Source organism: Amnibacterium endophyticum, assembly GCF_042680685.1.
Classification (GTDB): Bacteria; Actinomycetota; Actinomycetes; order Actinomycetales; family Microbacteriaceae; genus Amnibacterium; species Amnibacterium endophyticum.
Window position 1 is genome coordinate 1 of record NZ_JBHUEA010000012.1, and the last position, 22,249, is coordinate 22,249.

The following is a 22,249-nucleotide window of genomic DNA, read 5'->3' on the forward strand; positions in this document are numbered from 1 at the left end:
CCCTGATCGCGCGGCGCGACCTGCTCCGCGCGCTCGAGCGTGCCGGGGCCGAGGCCGCGACGGCGCGGGACGACGCCGGGGAGGCCGCGGACGCGCTCGATCGGGCGCTCGCCGAGGCCGGCTTCGCCGGGGTGGACGACCTCCGCGCCGCCGCGCTGCCCGTCGCGGAGCGGGAGGCGATCGAGACGGCCGTGCACCGCCACGACCAGGCCAGGGCGGCGGCCACGGCGCAGCTGGCGGAGCACGACGTCGCCGCGGCGCCGACGGCGCCGGCCGAGGTCGACGCGGCGGCGGAGGCGAAGCGGCTGGCGCTCGAGCAGCAGCGGGCGGCCCTGCAGAGGGAGGCGGACCTCGCGACGAGGGCGCAGCACGCCCTGGCGCTCGCCACCCGTGTGGCGGAGACGGTCGCGGCGACCGCGGGCGCCCGCGAGCAGCTGCGGGTCGCCGCTCCCCTGGCCACTGCGGTCCGAGGCGGCAACGCCCGGCGCATGCGGCTCGAGGCCTACGTGCTCGCGGCGCGCCTCGAGCAGATCGTGGCGGCCGCGAACCTGCGGCTCGCCACCATGACCGACGGCCGGTACACGCTGCGCCACGACGACGCGCTCGCCGAACGCGGCGCCCACTCGGGGCTCGGCCTCGAGGTGATGGACGAGCACACCGGCAGGACGCGGCAGATCGCCTCGCTCTCGGGCGGCGAGACCTTCCTCGCCTCCCTCGCCCTGGCGCTCGGGCTCGCGGAGGTCGTGTCGGACGAGGCCGGCGGCGTCCGGCTCGACACGCTGTTCGTGGACGAGGGCTTCGGCTCGCTCGACCGGCAGACGCTCGACACCGCGATGGAGACGCTCGACTCGCTCCGCGCAGGCGGCCGGGTGGTCGGGCTGATCAGCCACGTCGAGGGCATGCAGGAGGACATCCCGGCCGGTCTGCACGTCGAGCGGGAGGCCGACGGGTCCAGCTCGGTACGGATGCGGGTGGCCCTGACCGCGGTGTGACCCGCGACCGCGGCATCAGTCGCGGGCGGCGACGACCTGGGCGAAGCGCGCGCGGTAGCCGCCCTGCGTCAGCACGACGGTGCCGTCGTCGCGGTCGTCCACCCGGACGACCGCCGGCGCCGATCCGTCTCCGAGGAACAGCCGCGCCGCCCACGGGTCGACCGAGCCGGCGCCCTCGCACGCCTTCTGGCGCATCACCGCCCCGGTGAGGCGGTACCGAGCGGCCGAGACCGCGACGTCGGCCTCGCCCCCGTTGCAGTCGCCGCTCCAGAGGAGGTGGTCCCGGCCGCCGGTCCGCTCGATCCGATAGGTGATCGACCCGCCGCTCGGCGCGCTCGCGTCCTGCCCGTCGACCGAGCCGTCGAGGGACACGAGGACCACGCAGCCGTACGGGCCGGCCTCGAGCGCGTCCGTGCAGGGGGCGAGGCGCCTCCCCTGCCCGCCGCCGGTCAGCAGCACGACCGTCACCACGACCACGGCGACGACCGCGGTCGTGACCGCCGCGAGCACGATCGGCGGCACGCGGCGGAGCACGCTCAGACCGGCTCCGGCGCGAGCAGCGCCGCCACCCGCTCGACGACCTCCGCGACCGGCGTCGGGGTGCGCTCGCCGCTCGCCCGGTCCCACACCTCGACCATGCCGTCCGCGAGCCCGCGCCCGACGACGACGACGGTCGGCATCCCGAGCAGCTCGGCGTCGGCGAACTTGACGCCGGGCGACGCCTTGCGGTCGTCGACCAGCACGTCGGCGCCGCGCAGCTCGAGCTCGCGCCCGATGCGCTCCGCCTCCTCGAGCGTCGCCTCGTCCTTGCCGGTGGCGACGACGTGCACGTCGAAGGGGGCGATCGAGCGGGGCCACACGAGGCCCTTGTCGTCGGCGTTCGCCTCGGCGACGAGCGCCAGGTCGCGGGTCACCCCGATGCCGTAGGAGCCCATTGTGACCGTGACCAGCTTGCCGTTCGGGTCCAGCACCTTGAGGCCGAGCGCGTCGGCGAACTTCCGGCCGAGCGCGAACACGTGCCCGAGCTCGGTGCCGCGCGCGAGCTCGATGGGCCCGGAGCCGTCCGGCGCGGGGTCGCCGACCCGCACGTCGGCGACCTCCGCGGTTCCGTCGGGGGCGAAGTCGCGACCCGCGACCAGCGAGAGCACGTGCCGCTCGTCCTCGTTCGCCCCGGTGACCCACGCGGTGCCGTCGACGACGCGGGGGTCGACGAGGAAGCGGAGCCCGCTCGCCGAGTCGGCGCCGAGCACCGGACCGGTCGGCGACCAGGGGCCGATGTACCCCTTCACGAGCGCGGGGTGGGCGGCGAAGTCCGCCTCGGTCGCCGCCTCGACGACGGCCGGGTAGAAGGCCGCCTCGGCGCGCTTCAGGTCGGCGTCGCGGTCGCCCGGGATGCCGACGACGACGACCTCGCGGCGGCCGTCGACGTGGGTGAGCGCGAGCACGACGTTCTTCAGCGTGTCCGCGGCGCTCCAGGCGCGGCCGTCCTCGCGCGGGTGGTGGTCGTTCAGCAGGTCGACGAGCGTCGCGATCGTCGGCGTCGCGGGCGAGTCGAAGACGGCCGCTGCCGGCTGGCCCTCGATCTCGCTCGGCGCGGGCGCGAGGGTGCGGAAGGCCTCGACGTTCGCGGCGTAGCCGCCGGCCGTGCGGACGAACGTGTCGTCGCCGATCGGCGTCGGGTGCAGGAACTCCTCGCTGCGGGAGCCGCCCATCGCGCCCGCGTGGGCCGAGACGATCACGTAGTCGAGGCCGAGGCGGCGGAAGATGCGCTCGTAGGCGTCGCGCTGCAGGTCGTAGGAGGCGGTGAGGCCCTCGTCGTCGACGTCGAACGAGTACGCGTCCTTCATCGTGAACTCGCGTCCGCGCAGCAGGCCGGCACGTGGCCGCTCCTCGTCCCGGTACTTGTCCTGGATCTGGTAGATCGTGAGCGGCAGGTCCTTGTACGAGGAGTACAGGTCCTTCACGAGCAGCGTGAAGACCTCCTCGTGCGTCGGCGCGAGCAGGTAGTCGTCGCCCTTGCGGTCCTGCAGCGTGAAGATCCCGTCGCCGTACTCGGTCCAGCGACCGCTCGCCTCGTAGGGCTCGCGGGGCAGCAGCGCCGGGAAGTGGACCTCCTGGGCGCCCGCTGCCTCCATCTCCTCGCGGACGATCGCCTCGACCTTCGCCTTCACGCGCAGGCCGAGCGGCAGCCAGGCCCAGAGCCCGGGGCCCTGACGGCGGATGTACCCGGCGCGGACGAGCAGCCTGTGGCTGACGAACTCCGCGTCCGCCGGGTCCTCGCGCAGGGTGCGGAGGAACAGCCGGCTCATGCGCGTGACCACGGTGGACGAGCCTAGCGAGCGCCCGCCCCCCGCCCGGAACGCCGCGAGCCCCGGGCTGCGGGGTGCCCGGGGCTCGCGGTGAGGCGGGCGTTCGGGCCGCGCTGGTTCCTCACGCTAGGAGACTCAGGCCCGCCGCGCCGGTCGTGCCGCGCCCCCAGTCCGGGGCGCGCTGCGGGTCAGACGGTCACGACCTCCGGGGTGCCGGTCGCGCCCGGACCCATCTCGTCCGCGATGCGGTTCGCCTCGTCGATGAGGGTCTGGACGATCTCCGCCTCCGGGACCGTCTTGATGACCTGCCCCTTCACGAAGATCTGGCCCTTGCCGTTGCCGGACGCGACGCCGAGGTCGGCCTCGCGGGCCTCGCCCGGGCCGTTCACGACGCAGCCCATGACCGCGACGCGCAGCGGGACGCTCATCCCCTGCAGGCCCTCGGTGACGCTGTCGGCGAGGGAGTAGACGTCGACCTGCGCGCGCCCGCAGGAGGGGCAGCTGACGATCTCGAGCTTGCGCTCCCGGAGGTTCAGCGACTGCAGGATCTGCAGGCCGACCTTGACCTCCTCGGCGGGCGGGGCGGACAGCGAGACGCGGATGGTGTCGCCGATGCCCTCGGACAGCAGGATCCCGAACGCGGTCGCGGACTTGATCGTGCCCTGGAAGGCGGGGCCGGCCTCGGTGACGCCGAGGTGCAGCGGCCAGTCGCCTCGCTCCGCGAGCAGGCGGTACGCCTTCACCATGACGACGGGGTCGTTGTGCTTGACCGAGATCTTGAAGTCGTGGAAGTCGTGCTCCTCGAACAGGCTCGCCTCCCACACGGCGCTCTCGACGAGCGCCTCCGGGGTGGCCTTCCCGTACTTCTCGAGCAGACGCGGGTCGAGGCTGCCGGCGTTGACGCCGATGCGCAGGGAGACGCCCGCGGCCTTGGCGCGCCGGGCGATCTCGCCGACCTGGTCGTCGAACTTCCGGATGTTGCCGGGGTTGACGCGGACGGCGGCGCACCCGGCGTCGATCGCGGCGTAGACGTAGTTCGGCTGGAAGTGGATGTCCGCGATGACGGGGATCTGGCTCTTCTTCGCGATGATCGGCAGCGCCTCGGCGTCGTCGCGGGACGGCACGGCCACGCGCACGATGTCGCAGCCGGAGGCGGTGAGCTCCGCGATCTGCTGCAGCGTCGCGTTGATGTCCGGCGTCGGCGTCGTCGTCATGGACTGCACGCTGACCGGGGCGTCGCCGCCGACGAGCACCTTGCCGACCTTGATCTGGCGCGACTTGCGTCGCGGCGCCAGGACCTCGGGGGCGGGCTTCGGCATGCCGATGTTGAGAGCGGGCACAGTGCCTCCTTACGGCCTCAGGCTAATCGGCGGGGCCTGGACCGCTGCGCAGCCCGCCCCGGGGCCGCGCCCGCGTCCCGGCGCGAGGCTGCCACCGACGGCCCGCCGCGCAGCAGTCCTGGACGCGCGCGCTCGCGCCCTCAGCACGAGGCTGCAAGCCGGCGGCCCGCCTCAGGGCCGTCGTGCAGCAGTCTTGGACGCGCTCGCGCGTCCAAGACCATCAACTCAGAACAGCTGGACCGGGCGGACGATGTCCGCGTAGATGAGCAGCAGGCTCATCCCGCCGAGCAGGATCGCGACGGCGAACGTCAGCGGCATCAGCTTCGCCGTGTCGACGGGGCCCGGGTCCGGCCGGCGCAGCAGGCGGGCGAACCCGCGCCGCACGGCCTCCCAGAGGGCGCCGATCACGTGGCCGCCGTCGAGCGGCAGCAGCGGGACGAGGTTGAAGACGAAGAGGGCGATGTTGAGGCTGCCGAGGATCCCGATGAGGCTCGCGGCCTTCGAGACGATCGGCACCTCCTCGTTCGCTGCGATCTCGCCGGCCACGCGGCCGACGCCGACGACGCTGATGGGGCCGTTCGGGTCGCGCTCCCCGCTGCCGAACGCCGCCTGGGCGACCCCGACGAGGCGCGCCGGCAGGTTCACGATCACGCCGGCGACCGAGGTGACGTTGTTCCACACGGCGGGCACGACGGCGGTGACCGGCTGCTGCTGCAGCGCCTGCGTCGGCGCGATCCCGATGAAGCCGACCGTCGTGGTCCGGGTCGTGCCGTCCGCGTTCCGCACGACGTTGCCGAGCCGGTCGGTGACCGCCACCCGGTTCGTCCGCGGCGTCACCGTCACCTGCTCCGTGGCACCGGCGGCGGTGCGGACGGTCAGGTCGACGGGCGTGCCGTCGGAGGCGCGGATGACGCTCGTGATGTCCGTCCAGGTCCGCACGGCGGTGCCGTCGATCGCGGTGATCGTGTCGCCCGGGCGCAGCGCGGTGCCGGCCGCCGGCGCGGCGGGGTCGTCGGCGGTGCAGGTCTGCCGCGCCTGGGTCGCGGGCACGACGCACTGCGAGATCGACGCGACCGTCGTGGTCGGCGTGTACACGCCGAAGCCCATGAGGACGATGCCCGTGAAGAGGATCCCGAGCAGCAGGTTGACGAAGGGGCCGCCGAGCATGATGACGATCCGCTTCGGGACGCTGAGCCGGTAGAAGGCGCGGGCCTCCTCGCCCGGCTGGATCTGCTCGGCGCTCGAGGTGCGGGCGTCCTGCACGAGCGTGCTGAAGAAGCCGGTGGAGGCGGTGCGCGCGCGGGAGGGAGCCGCCTCCTCGACGGCCTCCTCGACCGCCTCGCCCACGGTGCCCGCGGGCTGCATCAGCCGGCCGCGACGGCCCGCCTTCTCCGGCGGGAACATCCCCACCATCGAGATGTAGCCGCCGAGCGGGATCGCCTTCAGCCCGTACTCGGTCTCGCCCCGGCGCCTCGACCAGACCGTGCGGCCGAACCCGATCATGTACTGGGTGACGCGGACGCCGAACAGCTTCGCCGGCACCAGGTGCCCGACCTCGTGCAGCCCGATCGAGAGCACGACGCCGACCGCGATCACGACGACGCCGGCGATGTAGAGCAGCACCTCGGTCACGACGGGCAAGGGTACGTCCCGGCCACCGCCCGCCCGCGCGGTTCAGCGGCACGCCGCTATGAAGCGCCCGAGCATCGCCCACGAGCTCCACGGCGGCGCGGCCGCGGTCGGGGCGACCACCCGCGGCGACGGAGGAGACCCCTGCTTGCGCCGGTCAGGCGCGGGCGGCGATCAGCCCGTCGGCCGCCTCGCGGGCGCGGCGGTCGGCCGCGAGGACGGCGTGACGGTCGATGCGGCCGCCCTCCTCGGGGACGCGGTCGAGCACGTCCTCGATCAGCGGCACGACGTCGAGGAAGCCGATGCGGCCGCCGTGGAAGGCGTGCACGGCCTGCTCGTTCGCGGCGTTGAACACCGCCGGCCGCGTGCGCCCGGCCTCGCCGACCCGCTTCGCGAGCGCGACCGACGGGAAGGCCTGCTCGTCGAGCGGCTCGAAGGTCCAGGCCTGCGGGCGCGTCCAGTCGAGCGGCGCCCCGACCCCGGGCACCCGGTGCGGCCAGTCGAGGCCGAGCGAGATCGGCAGCCGCATGTCGGGCGGCGACGCCTGCGCGATGGTGGCGCCGTCGGTGAACTCCACCATCGAGTGCACGATCGACTGCGGGTGGACGACGACGTCGATCGCGGTGAACGGCACGTCGAAGAGCAGGTGCGCCTCGATCACCTCGAGCCCCTTGTTCACGAGGGTCGCGGAGTTCGTCGTGACCATGAGCCCCATGTCCCAGGTCGGGTGCGCGAGCGCCTCGGCGGGCGTCACGCCCGTCAGCGACTCGCGGGTGCGCCCGCGGAACGGGCCGCCGCTCGCGGTCAGGACGAGGCGCCGCACCTCCCCGTGCGTCCCGGAGGCGAGGCACTGCGCGAGGGCGGAGTGCTCGCTGTCCACCGGCACCACCCGGCCGGCCGCCATCATCGGCTTCACGACCGGGCCGCCGATGATCAGCGACTCCTTGTTGGCGAGGGCGAGCACCGCGTCGCCCTCGAGCGCCGCGATCGTCGGCCCGAGACCGGCGGCGCCCGTGATGCCGTTCACGACGACGTCCGCCGCCGTGTCGCGCACGAGGCGTTCCGCGTCGTCCGCGCCGAGCGCGGTCGCGGTCACGCCGAAGCGCTCGGCCTGCGCGGCGAGTCCGGCCGCGTCGCGGCCGGCGGCGAGGCCGACGACCTCGAACCGGTCCTCGTTCGCCGCGATGACGTCGAGCGTCTGGGTGCCGATCGAGCCCGTCGACCCGAGCAGCAGGACGCGGCGGCGCGCCTGCCCGCTCATCGCGGCGCCTCCGGGTGGTGGTGCACCGGGAAGCTCACGGAGTTGGCGATGAAGCAGAGCCGGTTCGCCTCGGCGTGCAGGGAGTCGGCGAGCGCCCGCTGCGACTCATCTGCCAGCTCGACGCGGGGGTGCAGGTCCACGCGGAGGAAGCGGCCCGCCTCGTCGTCGGTGACCTCCATCTCGCCGGTGGCGCGGTCGGAGAACCCGGTGACGACGACGCCGTGCTTGACGGCGACGTGCAGGTAGGACAGCAGGTGGCACTCGCTCAGCGCCGCGAGCAGCAGCTCCTCCGGGTTCCAGCGGGCCCCGTCGCCGCGGAACGGCACGTCGGCGGAGGCGAGGAGGTCCGGCTTGCCGTCGGCGCGCAGCAGCACGTCCCGCCCGTAGTCGCGGTAGCCGGTCGTCCCCGCGCCGCGGTTCCCGGTCCACTCGGCGGTCAGCGCGTACGCGTGCCTCGATCCCACGCGACCCATTGTCCGGGGTCCTGCCGTCGAGGACGCCGCGTCGTCGGGATGCGCAGCCGGGCGGGACCGCCGCCGGGGGGCGGGCGATGCGGCGCCCGCCCTCGACCGGGTCAGGACGCGCGCTGGGTGGCGAGCACGTCGATCACGAAGACCATCGTGTCGGTGCCCTTGATGTCGCCCTGGCCGGCCTTCCCGTAGCCGTCCGCCGGCGGGATGATCGCCACGACCTGCGAGCCGACCTTCGTGCCGACCAGCGCCTCGCCGAAGCCCTTCACGACCTGGTTCGTGGCGAAGGTCGCGGGGGCGCCGCGGGACCAGGAGGAGTCGAACTCCTTCCCGTTGCGCCAGAGCACGCCCTCGTACTGCACGGTGACCTGATCGCCCTCGCGCACCGTCTCGCCGTCGCCGACCTTGCTCTCCGCGATCTTCAGCGTCGTCGGCGGGTCGGTCGCGGGGATCTTCACCGTCGGACGGCCGTCGGCGGCGAGCGTGACGGTGGGGAAGCCCGAGGGCAGCGCCTTCGGCGTGCCGGTCGCCTTGCTGGGCTGCAGCCCGAGGACGTCCCCGACGAACACGAGCGAGTCGCCCGCCTTCACGCCGATCTGCTCGGCGCCGGTGTCGCCGAAGGCCTGGGAGGCGGGGATGACCGCGGCGAAGCGCTCCCCCACCTTCGTGCAGCTCAGCGCCTGGACGATCCCGGGCAGCAGCGTGCCGTCGATGGGGAACACGGCGGGGCCGCCCCCGTAGCCCTGCGAGTCGATCCGCTTGCCGCTCGTCCCGTCGTACATCGTGTAGGCGACCTGCACCCGGTCGCCCTGCTCGATCGTCGTGCCGTCACCCGGCGTGAGGACGCTCCGCTGCGTCGCCGTCGCGTCGATGCCCTTCTTGAAGGACACCGCGGGCTCGACGCTCTTCCCCTTGTCCGTCACCGAGACGGCCTTCGACGCCGCGCCCGGCTGCGCGCAGGCGACGGCCGTCGCGGAGGCGGAGGGCGTCGCGCCCGTGCTCGCGCTCGGCGACGACGACGACCCGCCGCTCTGCGCGGCGGTGCAGCCGGCCGTCAGCAGCACGGTCCCGAGCGCGACGACGGCGGACAGGGTCTTGCGGGAGCGGAGCACCCGAGCATCCTGGACCACCCGGGCGACGGCCCTGCGCGGGCGCGACGGTTCTCACGCTCCTCTTCGACGGCCGTGACCCTCGCGGGCTTCTTAGACTGACGCCGTGACCAGCGTGCTGCCGTCCACCGACCTCGCGACCGACCTGACCGGCCGCCGGATCGTGACGGAGGTGCCGGGGCCGAGGTCGCTCGCGCTGCACGAGCGCCGGCTGGCCGCGGTGCCGGTCGGCGTCAGCTCGATGCTGCCGGTCTACATCGCCCGGGCGCACGGCGCGGTCGTGGAGGACGTCGACGGCAACCGCTTCATCGACCTGGGCGCCGGTATCGGCGTCACGACCATCGGGCACACCGACGAGGCCGTCGTCGCCGCGGCGCGCGCGCAGCTGGGCGACTTCCTGCACACGCTCTTCACGATCACGCCCTACGAGTCCTACGTGAGGGTCGCGGAGCTGGTCGCGGAGCGCACCCCCGGCTCGTTCGCGAAGAAGACGGTGCTCGTGAACTCCGGCGCGGAGGCGGTGGAGAACGGCGTGAAGATCGCCCGCAAGGCGACCGGACGACGCGCGGTGGCCGTGCTCGAGCACGCCTACCACGGGCGGACGAACCTGACGATGGCGATGAACTACAAGGCGTCCCCGTACGGGCTCGGGTTCGGGCCGTTCGCCGGCGACGTGCACCACGCGCCGAGCTCGTACCCGTACCGCGACGGCCTCACCGGCGCGGAGGCCGCCGCGCGGACGATCGGCCACCTCGAGAAGCACATCGGGGCGGAGGACCTCGCGATCCTGGTGGTCGAGCCGATCCAGGGCGAGGGCGGGTTCCAGACGCCCGCCGACGGGTACCTGCCGGCGCTGCAGCGCTGGGCGAACGAGCACGGCGTCGTGATCGCCGCCGACGAGATCCAGAGCGGCATGGGACGCACCGGCGCCTGGTTCGCGAGCGACCACTTCGGCTTCGAGCCCGACCTGGTCTTCTTCGCGAAGGGCGTCGCGGGCGGGCTCCCGCTGGCCGGCGTGACGGGGCGGGCCGAGATCATGGACGCCGCGCAGCCCGGCGGGCTCGGCGGCACCTTCGGCGGCAACCCGGTGGCCGCCGCGGCCGCGGTCGCGGTGATCGAGCGGATCGAGGAGCAGGGGCTGCTCGCCGAGGGCCGGCGCATCGAGGCGACGCTGCGGCCGGCGCTCGAGGACCTGCAGCGGGACTTCCCCGTGATCGGCGACGTGCGGGGCATCGGCGCGATGCTCGCGATCGAGCTCGTGCAGCCGGGGACCAAGGAGCCCTACCCGGCGGCGGTCGCGACCGTCTCGGCGTACGCCGGGCAGCACGGCGTGCTGCTGCTCACCGCGGGGACCTGGGGCAACGTGCTCCGCTTCCTGCCGAGCCTCGCGATCACGGACGAGCAGCTGCTCGACGCGGTCTCGGTGATCCGCGAGGGCCTCGCGACCCTTCCCTGACGGCGGAGCGATCGCGCCCTGGGCCCGGCGCTCCCCGACCGACGGACGGGCGCGGGAGTCAGGGGCGCGGGAGGCGGACGCGCCGAGGCTCGCCCTCCGGAGGCAGGAGGACCACGTCGTCGGGTCCGTCGACGGGCGGCAGCGGCTCCGCGCGGCCGAGCAGGCTCCTCAGCTCCCCGGGGCCGACCCGGTCGACGAGAACAGGCGCATCGGCGCGCAGCCGGTCGAGCGCCTGCCACCGGGCCTGCCACGCCGCGGCAGAGCCGACGACCACGCCCGCCGGGATCGAGTCGGCCGCGTCCGGCGACGCGGTCGGCACCCCCGCCGCGCGGAGCGCCGACTCCCGGTCGAGCGGACGCCCGGAGAGGAGCGCGAAGCGCCCCGCCGGCAGCGGCGGCACTGGGGCGAGCGGCGCGACGTCCGGCGGCGCGGTCGTCAGCCCCACCTGCACGAGGTGGCCGGCGTAGCGGCCGCGCCCCGGCGGTGCGGTGGCGACCCAGGTGTCGCGGCGGCCGGTGAGCGCGAGGTGGTCCTCGAGCCCGACGCGCAGCACGAGCACCTCGTCCGCGAGCCCGAGCAGGGGGCGCAGCGGCAGCCCGCTCCAGGCTCCCGGGCCGCGCATCGCCAGCACCGTCGGGGCGGCGCTCCGGTCGCGGAGCCGCGCGACCAGCCGCTCGACCGCGCTCGCGGCGTGGGTCTCGCCCAACCGGTCGAGCACCTGGTCGAGGTCGTCGACGAGGAGCGGCTCGTCGAGCCGGGCCAGGGCGTCCCACACGGCGGCTGCGGACGGGGGCTGCACCGCCGCTCCGAGGCCCGAGGCCGCGGCCGCGAGCGCGCTCGTGCGCCCGGACCCGGGGTCGCCGAGGATCAGCAGACGCGGCCGGCCGGGCGCGGCCCACCCGAGGACCGGCTGCCGCTGCTCCTCCGGCAGGTCGATCAGCCCGAGCGGCACCAGGCCCGCGGGGGCGTCGGGCAGCGCGAGCCGGTCGGGCAGCGGCGGCAGCCAGCACGGCTGGGCCCTCGGACCCGCGTGCCGGCCGCGCAGCGCGGCGACGGCCCGCTCCACCGCCTCCGGCTCCACGACCGGGACGCGCACGCGGCGGGGCCCCTCGACGGCGAGCACGGCGGCGCCGACGGGCTCGCGGCCGACGCGGGCGGCCGCGTCCGAGCCGACCACGGCCCGGCTGTCCTCGGCGCTCTGGACCCGCAGGCTCACCCGCACGCCGCAGTTCGCGAGCACCTCGTCGCGCACGGAACCGCCCGGCCGCTGCGTGCACAGCACGAGGTGCACCCCGAGGGACCGCCCCCTCGCCGCCAGGTCCGCGAACAGGGCGGCGAGCCCGGGCGACCGATCGACGAGCGCCCGGTACTCGTCGACGACGACGAGCAGCCGCGGCAGGCCCGCCGCCACCGCGTCGGCGACGCCGGCGTCCCTGGCCGCCTGCTCGCGGCGGCGCAGCTCGGCGCCGAGGCTCGCGACGGCGCGGTCCGCCTCGGCCGCGTCGAGGTCGGTGACGACGCCGGCGACGTGCGGCAGCGGCAGCAGCGGGTCGAAGGCGGCGCCGCCCTTGCAGTCCACGAGCAGCATGGCGAGCGCCCCGGGCGGGTGCGATGCGGCGAGGGCGAGCAGCCAGGCGGTCAGCAGCGCGCTCTTGCCGCTGCCCGTCGTGCCGCCGACGACGGCGTGGGGGCCGTCGCGGACGAGGTCGACCTCGACGGGGCCGTCCGCGTCGACGAGGAAGCGCGCCGCGAGCCCTCGCGGCGGCGCCGGATCCGCCAGCAGCGCCGAGAGCGGGACGGCACCGTCCGACGCGACCGCGGTCCCGTGCGCGGCGGCGGTCAGGTAGGCGGGGCGGAACTCGCGGACGACGCAGGCGGCCGCGGGTCCGCTCGCGTGCAGCACGGTGGCTGCGCCGTCGGCGAGGAGCCGGACGACGAGGTCGGCGGAGCCGCCGGTCGCCGCGTGCAGGACGGTGCAGCCCTCCGATCCGCCGCTGCCGCGCAGCCGGGCGACGGAGACGGCGCGGCCGAACGCGGCGACGAGCGGCGCGGGCCCGGTGACCGCGACGGTGGTGACGGCGGGCACGACCACGGGTGCGCCCGGCAGCACGCGGCCGGCCGCCAGCAGGTCGCGCTCCCGCTCGTCCGCGGGCGCGCCCGTCACGAGCGGTTCGCAGGGCACGTCGCCGGTGCCGATGCACAGCTCGCCGGACGCAGGCCGGCCCGCCCAGTCCTCGGACGTCTCGGCGAGCAGCGCCGCTCCCGGGCTCCGGCGCACCGCCTCGGCGACGGCTGCGGCGCGGCGCGCGGCGAGCTCCCGCTCGAGCGTGTCGAGCGCCTCGTCGTGCCGCCGGCGGTCGCGCCGCGTCCTGCGGCGCAGCTGCAGCCGCCCGTCGAGCACGGCGGCGACGGCGAGCACCGGGCTGAACACCGCGAGCAGCAGCACGGTCGGCGTGCCGAGCACCGCGAACAGGACGAGCGCGATGCCGACCGGGGCGACGACGCCGATCAGCGGGAAGGGCGGCGGGTCGGGCGGCTGCGGCCGGGTCGGGAGCGCCAGTCGGTCGATCACGGCGGCAGCGTGCCGTGCCCGACCGGCCCGCGGTCCGCCGGGCCGCGCTCCGGGCGGCGCGCGCCCCGTTCCGCGGCCTGGGGAGGAGCGGACTCAGCCGTCCGCGGGCTCGACCTCGATCACGTCGACGACGACGACGGTGACGTTGTCGCGGCCGCCGGCCTGCAGCGCCGCGTGCACGAGCGCCTGCGCGGTCGCCTCCGCGGGCGAGCCGGCCGCGACGAGGGCGTGGATGCGCTCCTCGCCCAGCTCCTTGCTCAGCCCGTCCGAGCAGGCGAGCAGCCTGAGGCCCGGCTCGACCGGCATCATCCAGTAGTCCGGCATCGGCGGCTCGTTGAAGCCGATCGCCCGCGTGATGACGTTGCTGTCCGGGTGCGTCTCGGCCTGCTCGCGGGTGATCGCCCCCGCGTCCACCAGCTCCTGCACCACCGAGTGGTCGACGGTCACCTGCTCGAACTCGTCGCCGAGGCTGCGGTAGACGCGGGAGTCGCCCACGTTGAACACCGCGAAGTACGGGTCGTCGCCGGACACCGTCAGCGCCATCCCGGTGACGGTCGTGCCCGCGCCGGTCAAGGACGTGCCCTCGAGGTGCGCGATGTCGTGGGAGGCCTGGGCGAGCGCCAGCCCGATCGCGGCGGGGGTGACGAACCCCTCGTGCGAGACGGCGCCGAGCCGGGTCACGACGGCGTCGCTCGCGAGGTCTCCGGCGGCGTGCCCGCCCATGCCGTCCGCGACCGCGAAGATCGGCGGCGTGGCGACCAGGCTGTCCTCGTTGACCTGACGGCGGTGCCCGACGTCGGTCGCGACGCCCCAGGCGAGGACGACGGCACCGCGCCCGGACGGCAGCGCGATGCGCCGGGGGCCGCTGCTGGCACCGATCTCGGTCACGGTCTGCTCCTTTGCGGCACGACCGGGGTCTGGTCAGCGATGGGCGAGGATCTCGATGACGTTGCCGTCGCCGATGTCGATGAGCGTACCGGGAACCACGTGCAGCGACTCACCCGACTCGAGGCGGCGGACGCCGCTGCCCGGCTGCCGGACGACCGTCCCGTTCGTCGACTCGAGGTCGGTGAGCACGAGCCCCTGATCGGTCGGGCGCAGCTCGATGTGCGTCGCGGACACCTCGCGGCTCGGGCTGTCGACCCGCACGAGCCGCGGCAGCATCGGGCCCGTCACCCGCGGGCTGCGCGGCTGGCGGCCGACGTAGACCGGCGAGTCGACGCGCTCCGGCTCGCGGTCCCCGACGCGGAACGCCGCCGCCTGCGCGGTCTCCGGCGTCGGTGCGGTGGCGGGCGGCTCGCCCCGGTGGCGCCTGAGGGACGCGGCGCGCCGGCCGAGGTCGCCGAGCACGTTCGTGTCGTGGGGGTCGAGCTGCTCCAGCTGCTCGAGGCTCGGGTACTGCCCCGACGCCGGCCGCTGGACGGGGGTCGGCGCCGACCGGGGCGCGAGCGGTTCGAGGGTCCAGCCGAGCCACGGGCCGAACACCACGCCGCCTTCGAGCGGCAGGTCGCCGGGTGCGGGCCGCAGGTCGCCCGGGGACCGCTGGAGCGGCCCGAGCGCGAACCGCTCGACCCCGGCCAGCTCGGCGACGTACCAGGGCTCGTTCCCGCGGGCGTCGACTCGGCGCATGCGCCCCGCCACCGACACATCGGCGCACCCGGTGCCGCGGACGACGAAGGTGGTGGTGCGGCCCGGGGCCGCCAGCGCGAAGGCGTCGACCGCGGACACGCCCCGGACCGGGATCGCGCCGACGAGGGCGTCGAAGCCGAGCGTCGGGTCGGCCGCGATCCGCCAGAGGGTGCTCATCGTCGAGACGGAGGTCGCGGGACCGAAGGCGCCGATGAAGCGGTCCGTCACCAGCAGGCGCCAGTCCGCCCCCGGCGACACCGGCTCGGGCGAGTAGAAGGCCCCCGAGGTGCGCGGCTCGACGCCCCGCTCGACGCCCGCCCCCGCGGCCCTGCGGCCGTGCACGGCCTCCACTCAGGCCCCGCAGCGGGGCGCGGGGCGCGGTCCGCGAGCGCGGGCCTTCGAATCGAGCGTGACACGGTCCCCGGGTCCCGATCCCATACCGGGAACCTATCGCGCGCGACCCCGCCCCGGCGCTCCCGCGCCCCGCGCGCTGCGCCGCTCGACGGGGACACGACCGCGCGGCGGGGCCGACACGCCGCGTGCACGAGGCGGCATCCGGCGTGTCGGCCGACCGCGGGAGGCCCCGGTCACGCGACCGCGCGAGCGGAGCGCTCCTCGACGGCCCAGCGGATCGGCACGGGCGGCAGGTCGGCGAACGCCTGCGTCCGGGAGGGGCGACCCTCGGTCGTCGGCAGCACCGTGTAGAGCCGGTGCTTGACGAACTCCATCGCCCCCTCCGGCGCGCGCTCCGCCCGGCGCAGCAGGCGGATGCGCCAGGAGTCGGGCCTGCGGCGGAGCGCCTCGGCGTCCCCCTGCGTCCGCGGGTCGGCGAGGGCGAGTGCCCAGAACTCGACGTCGGTCATCGCCGCGATCCTCGCTCGGGCGGCGGCACCGGCGCCCGCCAGCAGCGTGCGGGCGATCCGCTCGACCACCGCGTAGGCGACCACGTTCGAGGCGGCGCACTGCGACGCGGCCTCGTTGACGGCGTAGCCCGCCAGCAGCTCCGCCGTCCGCGCGTCGGTGTCGATCACGCCGTCGACGAGCCGCAGCCGCTCGAGCAGGCGGGCGGCCGGCTCGACCGCCCAGCCGTTGACCTGGCCGCTGCGCCCGAACGAGTCCAGGTGGTCGAGCCCGAGCAGCCCGGCCGAGCGTCGCGCAGCGGATCCCTCGTGCTGGTGCCGCGCGACCTCCTCGGCGTCGAGCCCGTGCCGCGCCAGCACGGGCGCCAGCTCGGCGAGGCGCTCGTCGCCGAGATCGTGGTGGTGGAAGCCCCCGGCGTGCTCGAAGGTGTGGCTGAGCGGCAGGTGCCCGATGTCGTGGAGCAGCGCAGCCGACCGGGCGAGGGCGTCGTCGGGGGCGAAGTGCGCCGTGAGCGCGAGGACGCCGAGCGAGTGCTCGAGGCGGGAGTAGGCCTGCACGGTCGTCCAGGCGGCGGCGCCGGCGTGCGCCACGTGGGCGAGCCTGCGGACCCACCAGGTGCGCAGCAGCTCCCGCTCGACCGGCAGCAGCTCGACGCGCACGCGCCAGAGCGGATCGGTCCAGACGCCCGACCCCGCGACGAGATCACCGCTGCAGTGCCCCATCGGCGCACGCTAGCGGGCCGGACCGCTCCTCCCCAGGCGCCCTGCCGCCGGCTTCCCGGATCCGCCTCCGTCCGCGCTCCGATGCGAGCGGCTGCGCTCCTACGGTGCGGCCGTGCTGAGCGACCCTGCGACGATGACGACCGTGAGCGCGACGACCGGCGACGACGGACGGCCCCGCTGCCCGTGGGCGGTCGGCGACCTGTACCGGGCCTACCACGACGACGAGTGGGGCGTCCCGCTGCACGGCGACTGCGCGCTCTTCGAGAAGCTGACGCTCGAGGGCTTCCAGAGCGGCCTGTCCTGGATCGTCGTCCTCCGGAAGCGGGAGACCTTCCGCACCGCGTTCGCCGGCTTCGACCCGGCCGCGGTCGCCGCCTTCGGCGACGAGGACGTCGAGCGGCTGCTCGCCGACGCCGGCATCATCCGCAACCGGCAGAAGATCGAGGCGGCGATCGGCAACGCGCGCGCCCTGGTCGCGCTGCAGGAGCGGGACGGCGACGACGCGCTCGACCGGTTGGTCTGGTCCTTCGCCGACGCGGCGCGGGCGGAGCACGTCGCGCCGGACGACCTCGCGGACGTGCCCGCGCAGACCCCGGCGTCGAAGGCGCTCGCCAAGGCCCTGCACGCCGAGGGACTCCGCTTCGTCGGCCCGGTCACGGTCTACTCGCTGATGCAGTCCGCCGGACTCGTCGACGACCACGTCGCCGGCTGCTGGCGCGCCGCCGCCCGCTGATGCGCGCCTCAGGTGCAGCTGCGGCGCATCGGTGCGCCGCAGCTGCACCTCAGCGCCGCAGCGGCGCCTGCTCGACGCGGAGGACGACGTCGGCGGGGCCCCGGGGCTCGAGCGGGACCCCGGCCGAGGCGGCCCAGGCGAGCAGGTCGTCGCGCGAGCCGACCTCCGCGCGGGTCTCCGCGAGGCGGCGCGTCAGCGCGCCCTTCGCGTGCTTGTTGAAGTGGTTCAGCGCGCGGCCCTCCGCGGTCTCCACGTGGAGCAGGGCGCTGCCGACGGGCGCGGCGCCGAGCGCCGCGTAGGCCGCGCTGCGGGCGTCGAGGACCCACTCCCCCGTCCCGGCGAGGGCGTCCGCCACGGCGTCGCGCCAGTGCGCCTTCAACGACAGCCCGGGCAGCGCGGTCGAGCCCGACAGCCGGTAGCGCGGGATGCGGTCGCCCGCCCCGAGCAGCCCGAAGAGCGCCGACGCGATGACGACGTGGCGCTCGATCCACGCGCGGCCGCCGTCGTCGAGGGATGCCGCGTCGAGCCCGTCGTAGAGCACGCCGGTGTACCGCTCGATGGCGGGCCGGGTCGGGCCGCTCGTCAGCACGCGGTTCCAGGCCGCCTCGTGGGCGTTCGTCCGCCCGAGCTTCAGGAGCGCGGGCGCGTCCTGAAGCGGCACGCGCCGCAGCGCGGCCGCGGCGGCACGGCGGCGTCCGCGCAGCGAGGGGAAGGACAGCGACGCGGGATCGAGCGCCCCGTCGCCGCCCTCCGACTTCGTCTCCGAGGGCGGCAGCAGGATCAGCATCGGCGTTCTGGTCCCGTTCCGGACATCTGAGCCCGCCGCAGCGGGCTCGGATGTCCGGAACGGGCCCGGGTGGAACGGATCAGGCGAGGGCCGCGGCGCGCGCCGCGATCGTCACCGTGTCGTTCTCGACCGAGATGAAGCCGTCCTCCGCGTTCGCGGTGACCCGGCCGCCGTCGGCGGCCGTGATGCGCACCTCGCCGGCCGCGAGCACGCCGAGCAGCGGCTGGTGCCCGGCCAGGATGCCGAGCTCGCCCTCCTTGGTGCGGGCGACGACCATGCGCGCCTGCCCGGACCACACCTGCTCGTCGGCCGAGACGACGGTGACCGTGAGATCGGCCATCGTCAGCGGTTCTCCTTCTCGATCTGCGCGGCCTTCTCCTCGACCATGCTGATCGAGCCGACGTTGAAGAACGCCTGCTCGGGCACGTCGTCGAAGTCGCCCTTCACGATCGCGTCGAACGACTCGACGGTCTCCTTCAGCGGGACGGTGGAGCCCTCGATGCCGGTGAACTTCGTCGCCATGTACGTGTTCTGCGAGAGGAACTGCTGGATCCGGCGCGCGCGGGCGACCGTGATCTTGTCCTCCTCCGACAGCTCGTCGACGCCGAGGATCGCGATGATCTCCTGCAGCTCCTTGTTCTTCTGCAGGATCTGCTTGACGCTCGTCGCGACGCGGTAGTGGTCCTCGCCCAGGTACCGCGGGTCGAGGATGCGGCTCGTGGACGTCAGCGGGTCGACCGCCGGGTACAGGCCGCGCGACGCGATCTCGCGGGAGAGCTCCGTCGTCGCGTCGAGGTGCGCGAACGTCGTCGCCGGCGCCGGGTCGGTGTAGTCGTCCGCGGGCACGTAGATCGCCTGCAGCGAGGTGATCGAGTTGCCGCGCGTGGAGGTGATGCGCTCCTGCAGCTGACCCATCTCGTCCGCCAGGTTCGGCTGGTAGCCCACCGCGGACGGCATGCGGCCGAGCAGGGTCGACACCTCGGAGCCGGCCTGCGTGAACCGGAAGATGTTGTCGATGAAGAGCAGCACGTCCTGGTTCTGGACGTCGCGGAAGTACTCCGCCATCGTCAGCGCGGACAGCGCGACGCGCAGGCGGGTGCCGGGCGGCTCGTCCATCTGACCGAAGACCAGGGCGGTCTTGTCGAAGACGCCGGCCTCCTCCATCTCGCCGATGAGGTCGTTGCCCTCGCGGGTGCGCTCGCCGACGCCCGCGAACACGGAGACGCCGCCGTGGTTCGCCGCGACGCGGTAGATCATCTCCTGGATGAGGACGGTTTTGCCGACGCCGGCACCGCCGAACAGGCCGATCTTGCCGCCCTGCACGTAGGGGGTCAGCAGGTCGATGACCTTGATGCCCGTCTCGAACAGCTGCGTCTTCGACTCGAGCTGGTCGAACGACGGCGGCGTGCGGTGGATCGGCCAGCGCTCGGTGACCTCGATCTGCTCACCGGGCTCCGCGTTCAGCACCTCGCCGATCACGTTGAAGACCTTGCCCTTGGTGACGTCGCCGACGGGCACGGAGATCGGGGCACCGGTGTCGCGCACCTCCTGGCCGCGGACCATGCCGTCGGTCGGCTTCAGGGCGATGGCGCGCACCAGGTCGTCACCGAGGTGCTGGGCGACCTCGAGCGTGATCTCGGCGGCGTCGTCCCCGATCGTGATCGTGGTCTTCAGCGCGTTGTAGACCTCGGGGATCGCGTCGTGCGGGAACTCGATGTCGACGACCGGGCCGGTGACCCGGGCGACTCGGCCGACGCCCGGCTCGCGGGTCTCCGTCGGCTCAGGAGCGGTGAGCGTCATGACTGGTGGTCCTTCCTCAGCTGCTCGGCTGGGTTCACGTGCTGGACAGCGCGTCCGCGCCGCCGACGATCTCGGAGATCTGCTGCGTGATCTCCTGCTGCCTCGCGTTGTTCGCGAGCCTGGTGTACTCGCGGATCAGCTTGTCCGCGTTGTCGCTCGCCGCCTTCATCGCCCGCTGCGTCGCCGCGTGCTTGCTCGCCGCGCTCTCGAGCATCGCGGAGTAGATCCGCGACTCGATGTACACGGGCAGCAGCGCGTCGAGCACCTCGGTGCTGTCGGGCTCGAACTCGTAGAGGGGCAGGACGTCCTGCTCCCCCGGCTCCTCGACGCCCTCGACGATCTCGAGCGGCAGCAGCCGCAGGATCTCGGGGGTCTGGGTGAGCATGGAGACGAAGCGGTTGTAGACGATGTGGATCTCGTCCACGCCGTCGTCGGCCGAGTCGCGCACGAACTGCTCGACGACCGCGTCCGCGATCTCCTTCGCGGTCTGCGCGTCGGGGTTGTCCGTGCCGCCGACCCAGTCGCGCTCGAAGGCGCGGCGCCGGAACCGGTAGTACCCGACCGCTTTGCGACCGACGAGGTAGGAGACGACCTCCTTGCCCTCGCCGCGCAGCAGCTCCGCGAGCTCCTCGCTCTTGCGCAGCACGTTGGCGTTGAAGGCGCCGGCGAGACCGCGGTCCGAGCTGAACACGACGATCGCGGCGCGGGTCGGGTGCTCCGACTCGCGCGTCAGGATGTGGTCGACGTTGGAGTACGTCGCCACCGCCGACACCGCACGCGTCACGGCGCGCGCGTAGGGCAGGCTCGCCGCCACGCGCTGCTGCGCCTTCGCGATGCGCGACGCCGAGATCAGCTCCATCGCGCGGGTGATCTTCTTCGTCGTCTGCGCGCTGCGGATGCGCCCCCGGTAGACGCGGACCTGGGCCGGCACGGCTAGCGCCGTCCGCGCGTGATCTGCGCCTGCTCGACGTCCTCGCGGTCCGCCGCCTCGAACGACTCCTTGCCCGCCGATGCGAGCGGCTTGCCCTCGCCGGTGGTGAACTGCCGCTTGAACTCGTCGACCGACTCGTCGAGCGCCTTCGCGGTGTCGTCGTCGAGCACGTTCGTCTCGCGCAGGGTGTCGAGCACCTTCGTGTTGTTCTTCAGGTACTCGATCAGCTCGCTCTCGAAGCGCAGCACGTCCTCGACCGCGACCTCGTCGAACTTGCCGTTCGTGCCGGACCAGATCGAGACGACCTGCTCCTCCACGGGGTACGGCGAGTACTGCGGCTGGCGCAGCAGCTCGGTGAGGCGTGCGCCCCGGGCGAGCTGGCGGCGGCTGGCGGCGTCGAGGTCGGACGCGAACATCGCGAACGCCTCGAGCGAGCGGTACTGGGCCAGCTCGAGCTTCAGCGTGCCGGAGACCTTCTTGATGCTCTTCACCTGGGCGTCGCCGCCGACCCGGGACACCGAGATGCCGACGTCGACCGCGGGGCGCTGGTTCGCGTTGAACAGGTCGGACTGCAGGAAGATCTGGCCGTCGGTGATCGAGATCACGTTGGTCGGGATGTACGCCGAGACGTCGTTCGCCTGCGTCTCGATGATGGGCAGGCCCGTCATCGAGCCGGCGCCGAGCTCGTCGGACAGCTTCGCGCAGCGCTCCAGCAGGCGGGAGTGCAGGTAGAAGACGTCGCCCGGGTAGGCCTCGCGGCCCGGCGGGCGGCGCAGCAGCAGCGACACGGCGCGGTAGGCCGCGGCCTGCTTCGACAGGTCGTCGAACACGATCAGCACGTGCTTGCCGTCGTACATCCAGTGCTGGCCGATGGCCGAGCCGGTGTACGGGGCGAGGTACTTGAAGCCGGCCGGGTCGGAGGCGGGAGCCGCGACGATCGTCGTGTACTCGAGCGCGCCGGCCTCCTCGAGGGCGCCGCGCACCGAGGCGATGGTCGAGCCCTTCTGGCCGATCGCGACGTAGATGCAGCGGACCTGCTTGGTCGGGTCACCCGAGTCCCAGTTGGCCTTCTGGTTGATGATCGTGTCGATCGCGATCGCGGTCTTGCCGGTCTGGCGGTCGCCGATGATCAGCTGGCGCTGGCCGCGGCCGATCGGGATCATGGCGTCGATCGCCTTGATGCCGGTCTGCATCGGCTCCTTGACGCTCTGGCGCTGCATGACGCCGGGCGCCTGCAGCTCGAGGGCGCGGCGCTCCGTCGTCTCGACGGCGCCGAGGCCGTCGATCGGGGCGCCGAGCGGGTCGACCACGCGGCCGAGGTAGGCGTCGCCGACCGGGACCGAGAGCACCTCGCCGGTGCGGCGGACCTCCTGGCCCTCCTCGATGCCGGTGAACTCGCCGAGCACGATGACGCCGATCTCGTCCTCGTCGAGGTTCAGCGCGAGTCCGCGCGTGCCGTCCTCGAAGACGACGAGCTCGTTCGCCATCACGTTGGGGAGGCCCTCGACGTGGGCGATGCCGTCGGCGGCGTCCACGACGACGCCGACCTCCGTCGCGGAGGCGCGGCCCGGGTCGTAGGCGGCCGCGAAGTCCGCGAGGGCGCTGCGGATCGCGTCGGGGCTGATGCTGAGGTCGGTCATCGTCGATG

At 74.4% G+C, this 22,249-nt stretch carries 19 protein-coding genes; 3 read left to right on the forward strand and 16 right to left on the reverse strand.

Annotated features, from left to right (window positions below):
* A partial coding sequence (locus ACFSBI_RS08850; protein WP_377934098.1) for an SbcC/MukB-like Walker B domain-containing protein occupies positions 1-992 on the forward strand: 992 nt, incomplete at its 5' end.
* A 15-nt stretch (positions 993-1,007) separates the two neighbouring features.
* Here ACFSBI_RS08850 and ACFSBI_RS08855 read toward each other — a convergent pair.
* The 7 genes from ACFSBI_RS08855 to ACFSBI_RS08885 form a co-directional block, all read right to left on the reverse strand.
* A complete protein-coding gene (locus ACFSBI_RS08855) occupies positions 1,008-1,526 on the reverse strand; it encodes a dCTP deaminase/dUTPase family protein (RefSeq protein ID WP_377934100.1) in 519 nt (172 codons plus the stop codon).
* Positions 1,527-1,528: 2 nt separating this feature from the next.
* Entirely contained in the window at positions 1,529-3,313 is a 1,785-nt protein-coding gene (locus ACFSBI_RS08860) for a proline--tRNA ligase (protein ID WP_377934102.1), read from the reverse strand.
* 176 nt (positions 3,314-3,489) lie between these two features.
* Complete coding sequence (ispG, locus tag ACFSBI_RS08865; protein WP_377934265.1) at positions 3,490-4,620, reverse strand: flavodoxin-dependent (E)-4-hydroxy-3-methylbut-2-enyl-diphosphate synthase; 1,131 nt, start codon at positions 4,618-4,620, stop codon at positions 3,490-3,492.
* Between the two features lie 246 nt (positions 4,621-4,866).
* Positions 4,867-6,273 carry a M50 family metallopeptidase gene (locus ACFSBI_RS08870; protein ID WP_377934104.1) on the reverse strand — a complete coding sequence of 469 codons (1,407 nt, stop codon included), beginning with the start codon at positions 6,271-6,273 and terminating at the stop codon, positions 4,867-4,869.
* Between the two features lie 154 nt (positions 6,274-6,427).
* Positions 6,428-7,531 (reverse strand): 1-deoxy-D-xylulose-5-phosphate reductoisomerase, encoded by a 1,104-nt coding sequence (locus ACFSBI_RS08875; protein ID WP_377934106.1) that lies wholly within the window; start codon positions 7,529-7,531, stop codon positions 6,428-6,430.
* The gene (locus ACFSBI_RS08880) at positions 7,528-8,004 is read right to left on the reverse strand and encodes an OsmC family protein (protein WP_377934108.1); all 477 of its coding nucleotides are present in this window, start codon (positions 8,002-8,004) and stop codon (positions 7,528-7,530) included. Before ACFSBI_RS08880 ends, ACFSBI_RS08875 begins: the two co-directional genes overlap by 4 nt.
* Positions 8,005-8,105: 101 nt before the next feature.
* Complete coding sequence (locus ACFSBI_RS08885) at positions 8,106-9,113, reverse strand: FKBP-type peptidyl-prolyl cis-trans isomerase (RefSeq protein ID WP_377934110.1); 1,008 nt, start codon at positions 9,111-9,113, stop codon at positions 8,106-8,108.
* Between the two features lie 103 nt (positions 9,114-9,216).
* On the opposite strand from ACFSBI_RS08885, the gene gabT reads away from it, so the two are divergent.
* Entirely contained in the window at positions 9,217-10,566 is a 1,350-nt protein-coding gene (gabT, locus tag ACFSBI_RS08890) for a 4-aminobutyrate--2-oxoglutarate transaminase (protein WP_377934111.1), read from the forward strand.
* A 58-nt stretch (positions 10,567-10,624) separates the two neighbouring features.
* Here the strand turns inward: gabT and ACFSBI_RS08895 are convergent, their stop codons facing one another.
* From ACFSBI_RS08895 to ACFSBI_RS08910, 4 genes are all read right to left on the reverse strand, one after another.
* Positions 10,625-13,138: an FtsK/SpoIIIE domain-containing protein gene (locus ACFSBI_RS08895; RefSeq protein ID WP_377934113.1), complete on the reverse strand. Its 2,514-nt coding sequence runs from the start codon at positions 13,136-13,138 to the stop codon at positions 10,625-10,627.
* A 93-nt stretch (positions 13,139-13,231) separates the two neighbouring features.
* Positions 13,232-14,026, reverse strand: a complete 795-nt coding sequence (locus tag ACFSBI_RS08900) for a PP2C family protein-serine/threonine phosphatase (RefSeq protein WP_377934115.1) — start codon at positions 14,024-14,026, stop codon at positions 13,232-13,234.
* Positions 14,027-14,059: 33 nt separating this feature from the next.
* A complete protein-coding gene (locus ACFSBI_RS08905; RefSeq protein ID WP_377934117.1) occupies positions 14,060-15,109 on the reverse strand; it encodes an FHA domain-containing protein in 1,050 nt (349 codons plus the stop codon).
* 245 nt (positions 15,110-15,354) lie between these two features.
* Positions 15,355-16,350, reverse strand: a complete 996-nt coding sequence (locus ACFSBI_RS08910; RefSeq protein ID WP_377934119.1) for an HD domain-containing protein — start codon at positions 16,348-16,350, stop codon at positions 15,355-15,357.
* 133 nt (positions 16,351-16,483) lie between these two features.
* Between ACFSBI_RS08910 and ACFSBI_RS08915 the strand changes: the two genes are divergently transcribed.
* A complete protein-coding gene (locus ACFSBI_RS08915) occupies positions 16,484-17,083 on the forward strand; it encodes a DNA-3-methyladenine glycosylase I (protein ID WP_377934121.1) in 600 nt (199 codons plus the stop codon).
* Positions 17,084-17,132: 49 nt separating this feature from the next.
* Here ACFSBI_RS08915 and ACFSBI_RS08920 read toward each other — a convergent pair whose 3' ends face one another.
* The 5 genes from ACFSBI_RS08920 to atpA form a co-directional block, all read right to left on the reverse strand.
* Positions 17,133-17,870, reverse strand: coding sequence for a YaaA family protein (locus ACFSBI_RS08920; RefSeq protein ID WP_377934123.1), 738 nt, complete (start codon positions 17,868-17,870; stop codon positions 17,133-17,135).
* A gap of 79 nt (positions 17,871-17,949) precedes the next feature.
* Entirely contained in the window at positions 17,950-18,210 is a 261-nt protein-coding gene (locus ACFSBI_RS08925; protein ID WP_377934124.1) for a F0F1 ATP synthase subunit epsilon, read from the reverse strand.
* Between the two features lie 2 nt (positions 18,211-18,212).
* Positions 18,213-19,670 (reverse strand): F0F1 ATP synthase subunit beta, encoded by a 1,458-nt coding sequence (gene atpD / locus ACFSBI_RS08930; RefSeq protein WP_377934125.1) that lies wholly within the window; start codon positions 19,668-19,670, stop codon positions 18,213-18,215.
* A gap of 34 nt (positions 19,671-19,704) precedes the next feature.
* A complete protein-coding gene (locus ACFSBI_RS08935; RefSeq protein ID WP_377934129.1) occupies positions 19,705-20,601 on the reverse strand; it encodes a F0F1 ATP synthase subunit gamma in 897 nt (298 codons plus the stop codon).
* Between the two features lie 2 nt (positions 20,602-20,603).
* Positions 20,604-22,241: a F0F1 ATP synthase subunit alpha gene (gene atpA, locus ACFSBI_RS08940; RefSeq protein ID WP_377934131.1), complete on the reverse strand. Its 1,638-nt coding sequence runs from the start codon at positions 22,239-22,241 to the stop codon at positions 20,604-20,606.
* Between the last annotated feature and the right edge of the window lie 8 nt (positions 22,242-22,249).

Excerpts from the sequence above, each read along its gene's own strand:
- ispG (WP_377934265.1), bottom strand. The coding sequence starts at position 4,620 with ATGCCGAAGCCCGCCCCCGAGGTCCTGGCGCCGCGACGCAAGTCGCGC.
- ACFSBI_RS08875 (WP_377934106.1), bottom strand. The coding sequence starts at position 7,531 with ATGAGCGGGCAGGCGCGCCGCCGCGTCCTGCTGCTCGGGTCGACGGGC.
- ACFSBI_RS08880 (WP_377934108.1), bottom strand. The coding sequence starts at position 8,004 with ATGGGTCGCGTGGGATCGAGGCACGCGTACGCGCTGACCGCCGAGTGG.
- ACFSBI_RS08910 (WP_377934119.1), bottom strand. The coding sequence starts at position 16,350 with ATGGGGCACTGCAGCGGTGATCTCGTCGCGGGGTCGGGCGTCTGGACC.
- ACFSBI_RS08915 (WP_377934121.1), top strand. The coding sequence starts at position 16,484 with ATGACGACCGTGAGCGCGACGACCGGCGACGACGGACGGCCCCGCTGC.
- ACFSBI_RS08920 (WP_377934123.1), bottom strand. The coding sequence starts at position 17,870 with ATGCTGATCCTGCTGCCGCCCTCGGAGACGAAGTCGGAGGGCGGCGAC.
- ACFSBI_RS08925 (WP_377934124.1), bottom strand. The coding sequence starts at position 18,210 with ATGGCCGATCTCACGGTCACCGTCGTCTCGGCCGACGAGCAGGTGTGG.
- atpD (WP_377934125.1), bottom strand. The coding sequence starts at position 19,670 with ATGACGCTCACCGCTCCTGAGCCGACGGAGACCCGCGAGCCGGGCGTC.
- atpA (WP_377934131.1), bottom strand. The coding sequence starts at position 22,241 with ATGACCGACCTCAGCATCAGCCCCGACGCGATCCGCAGCGCCCTCGCG.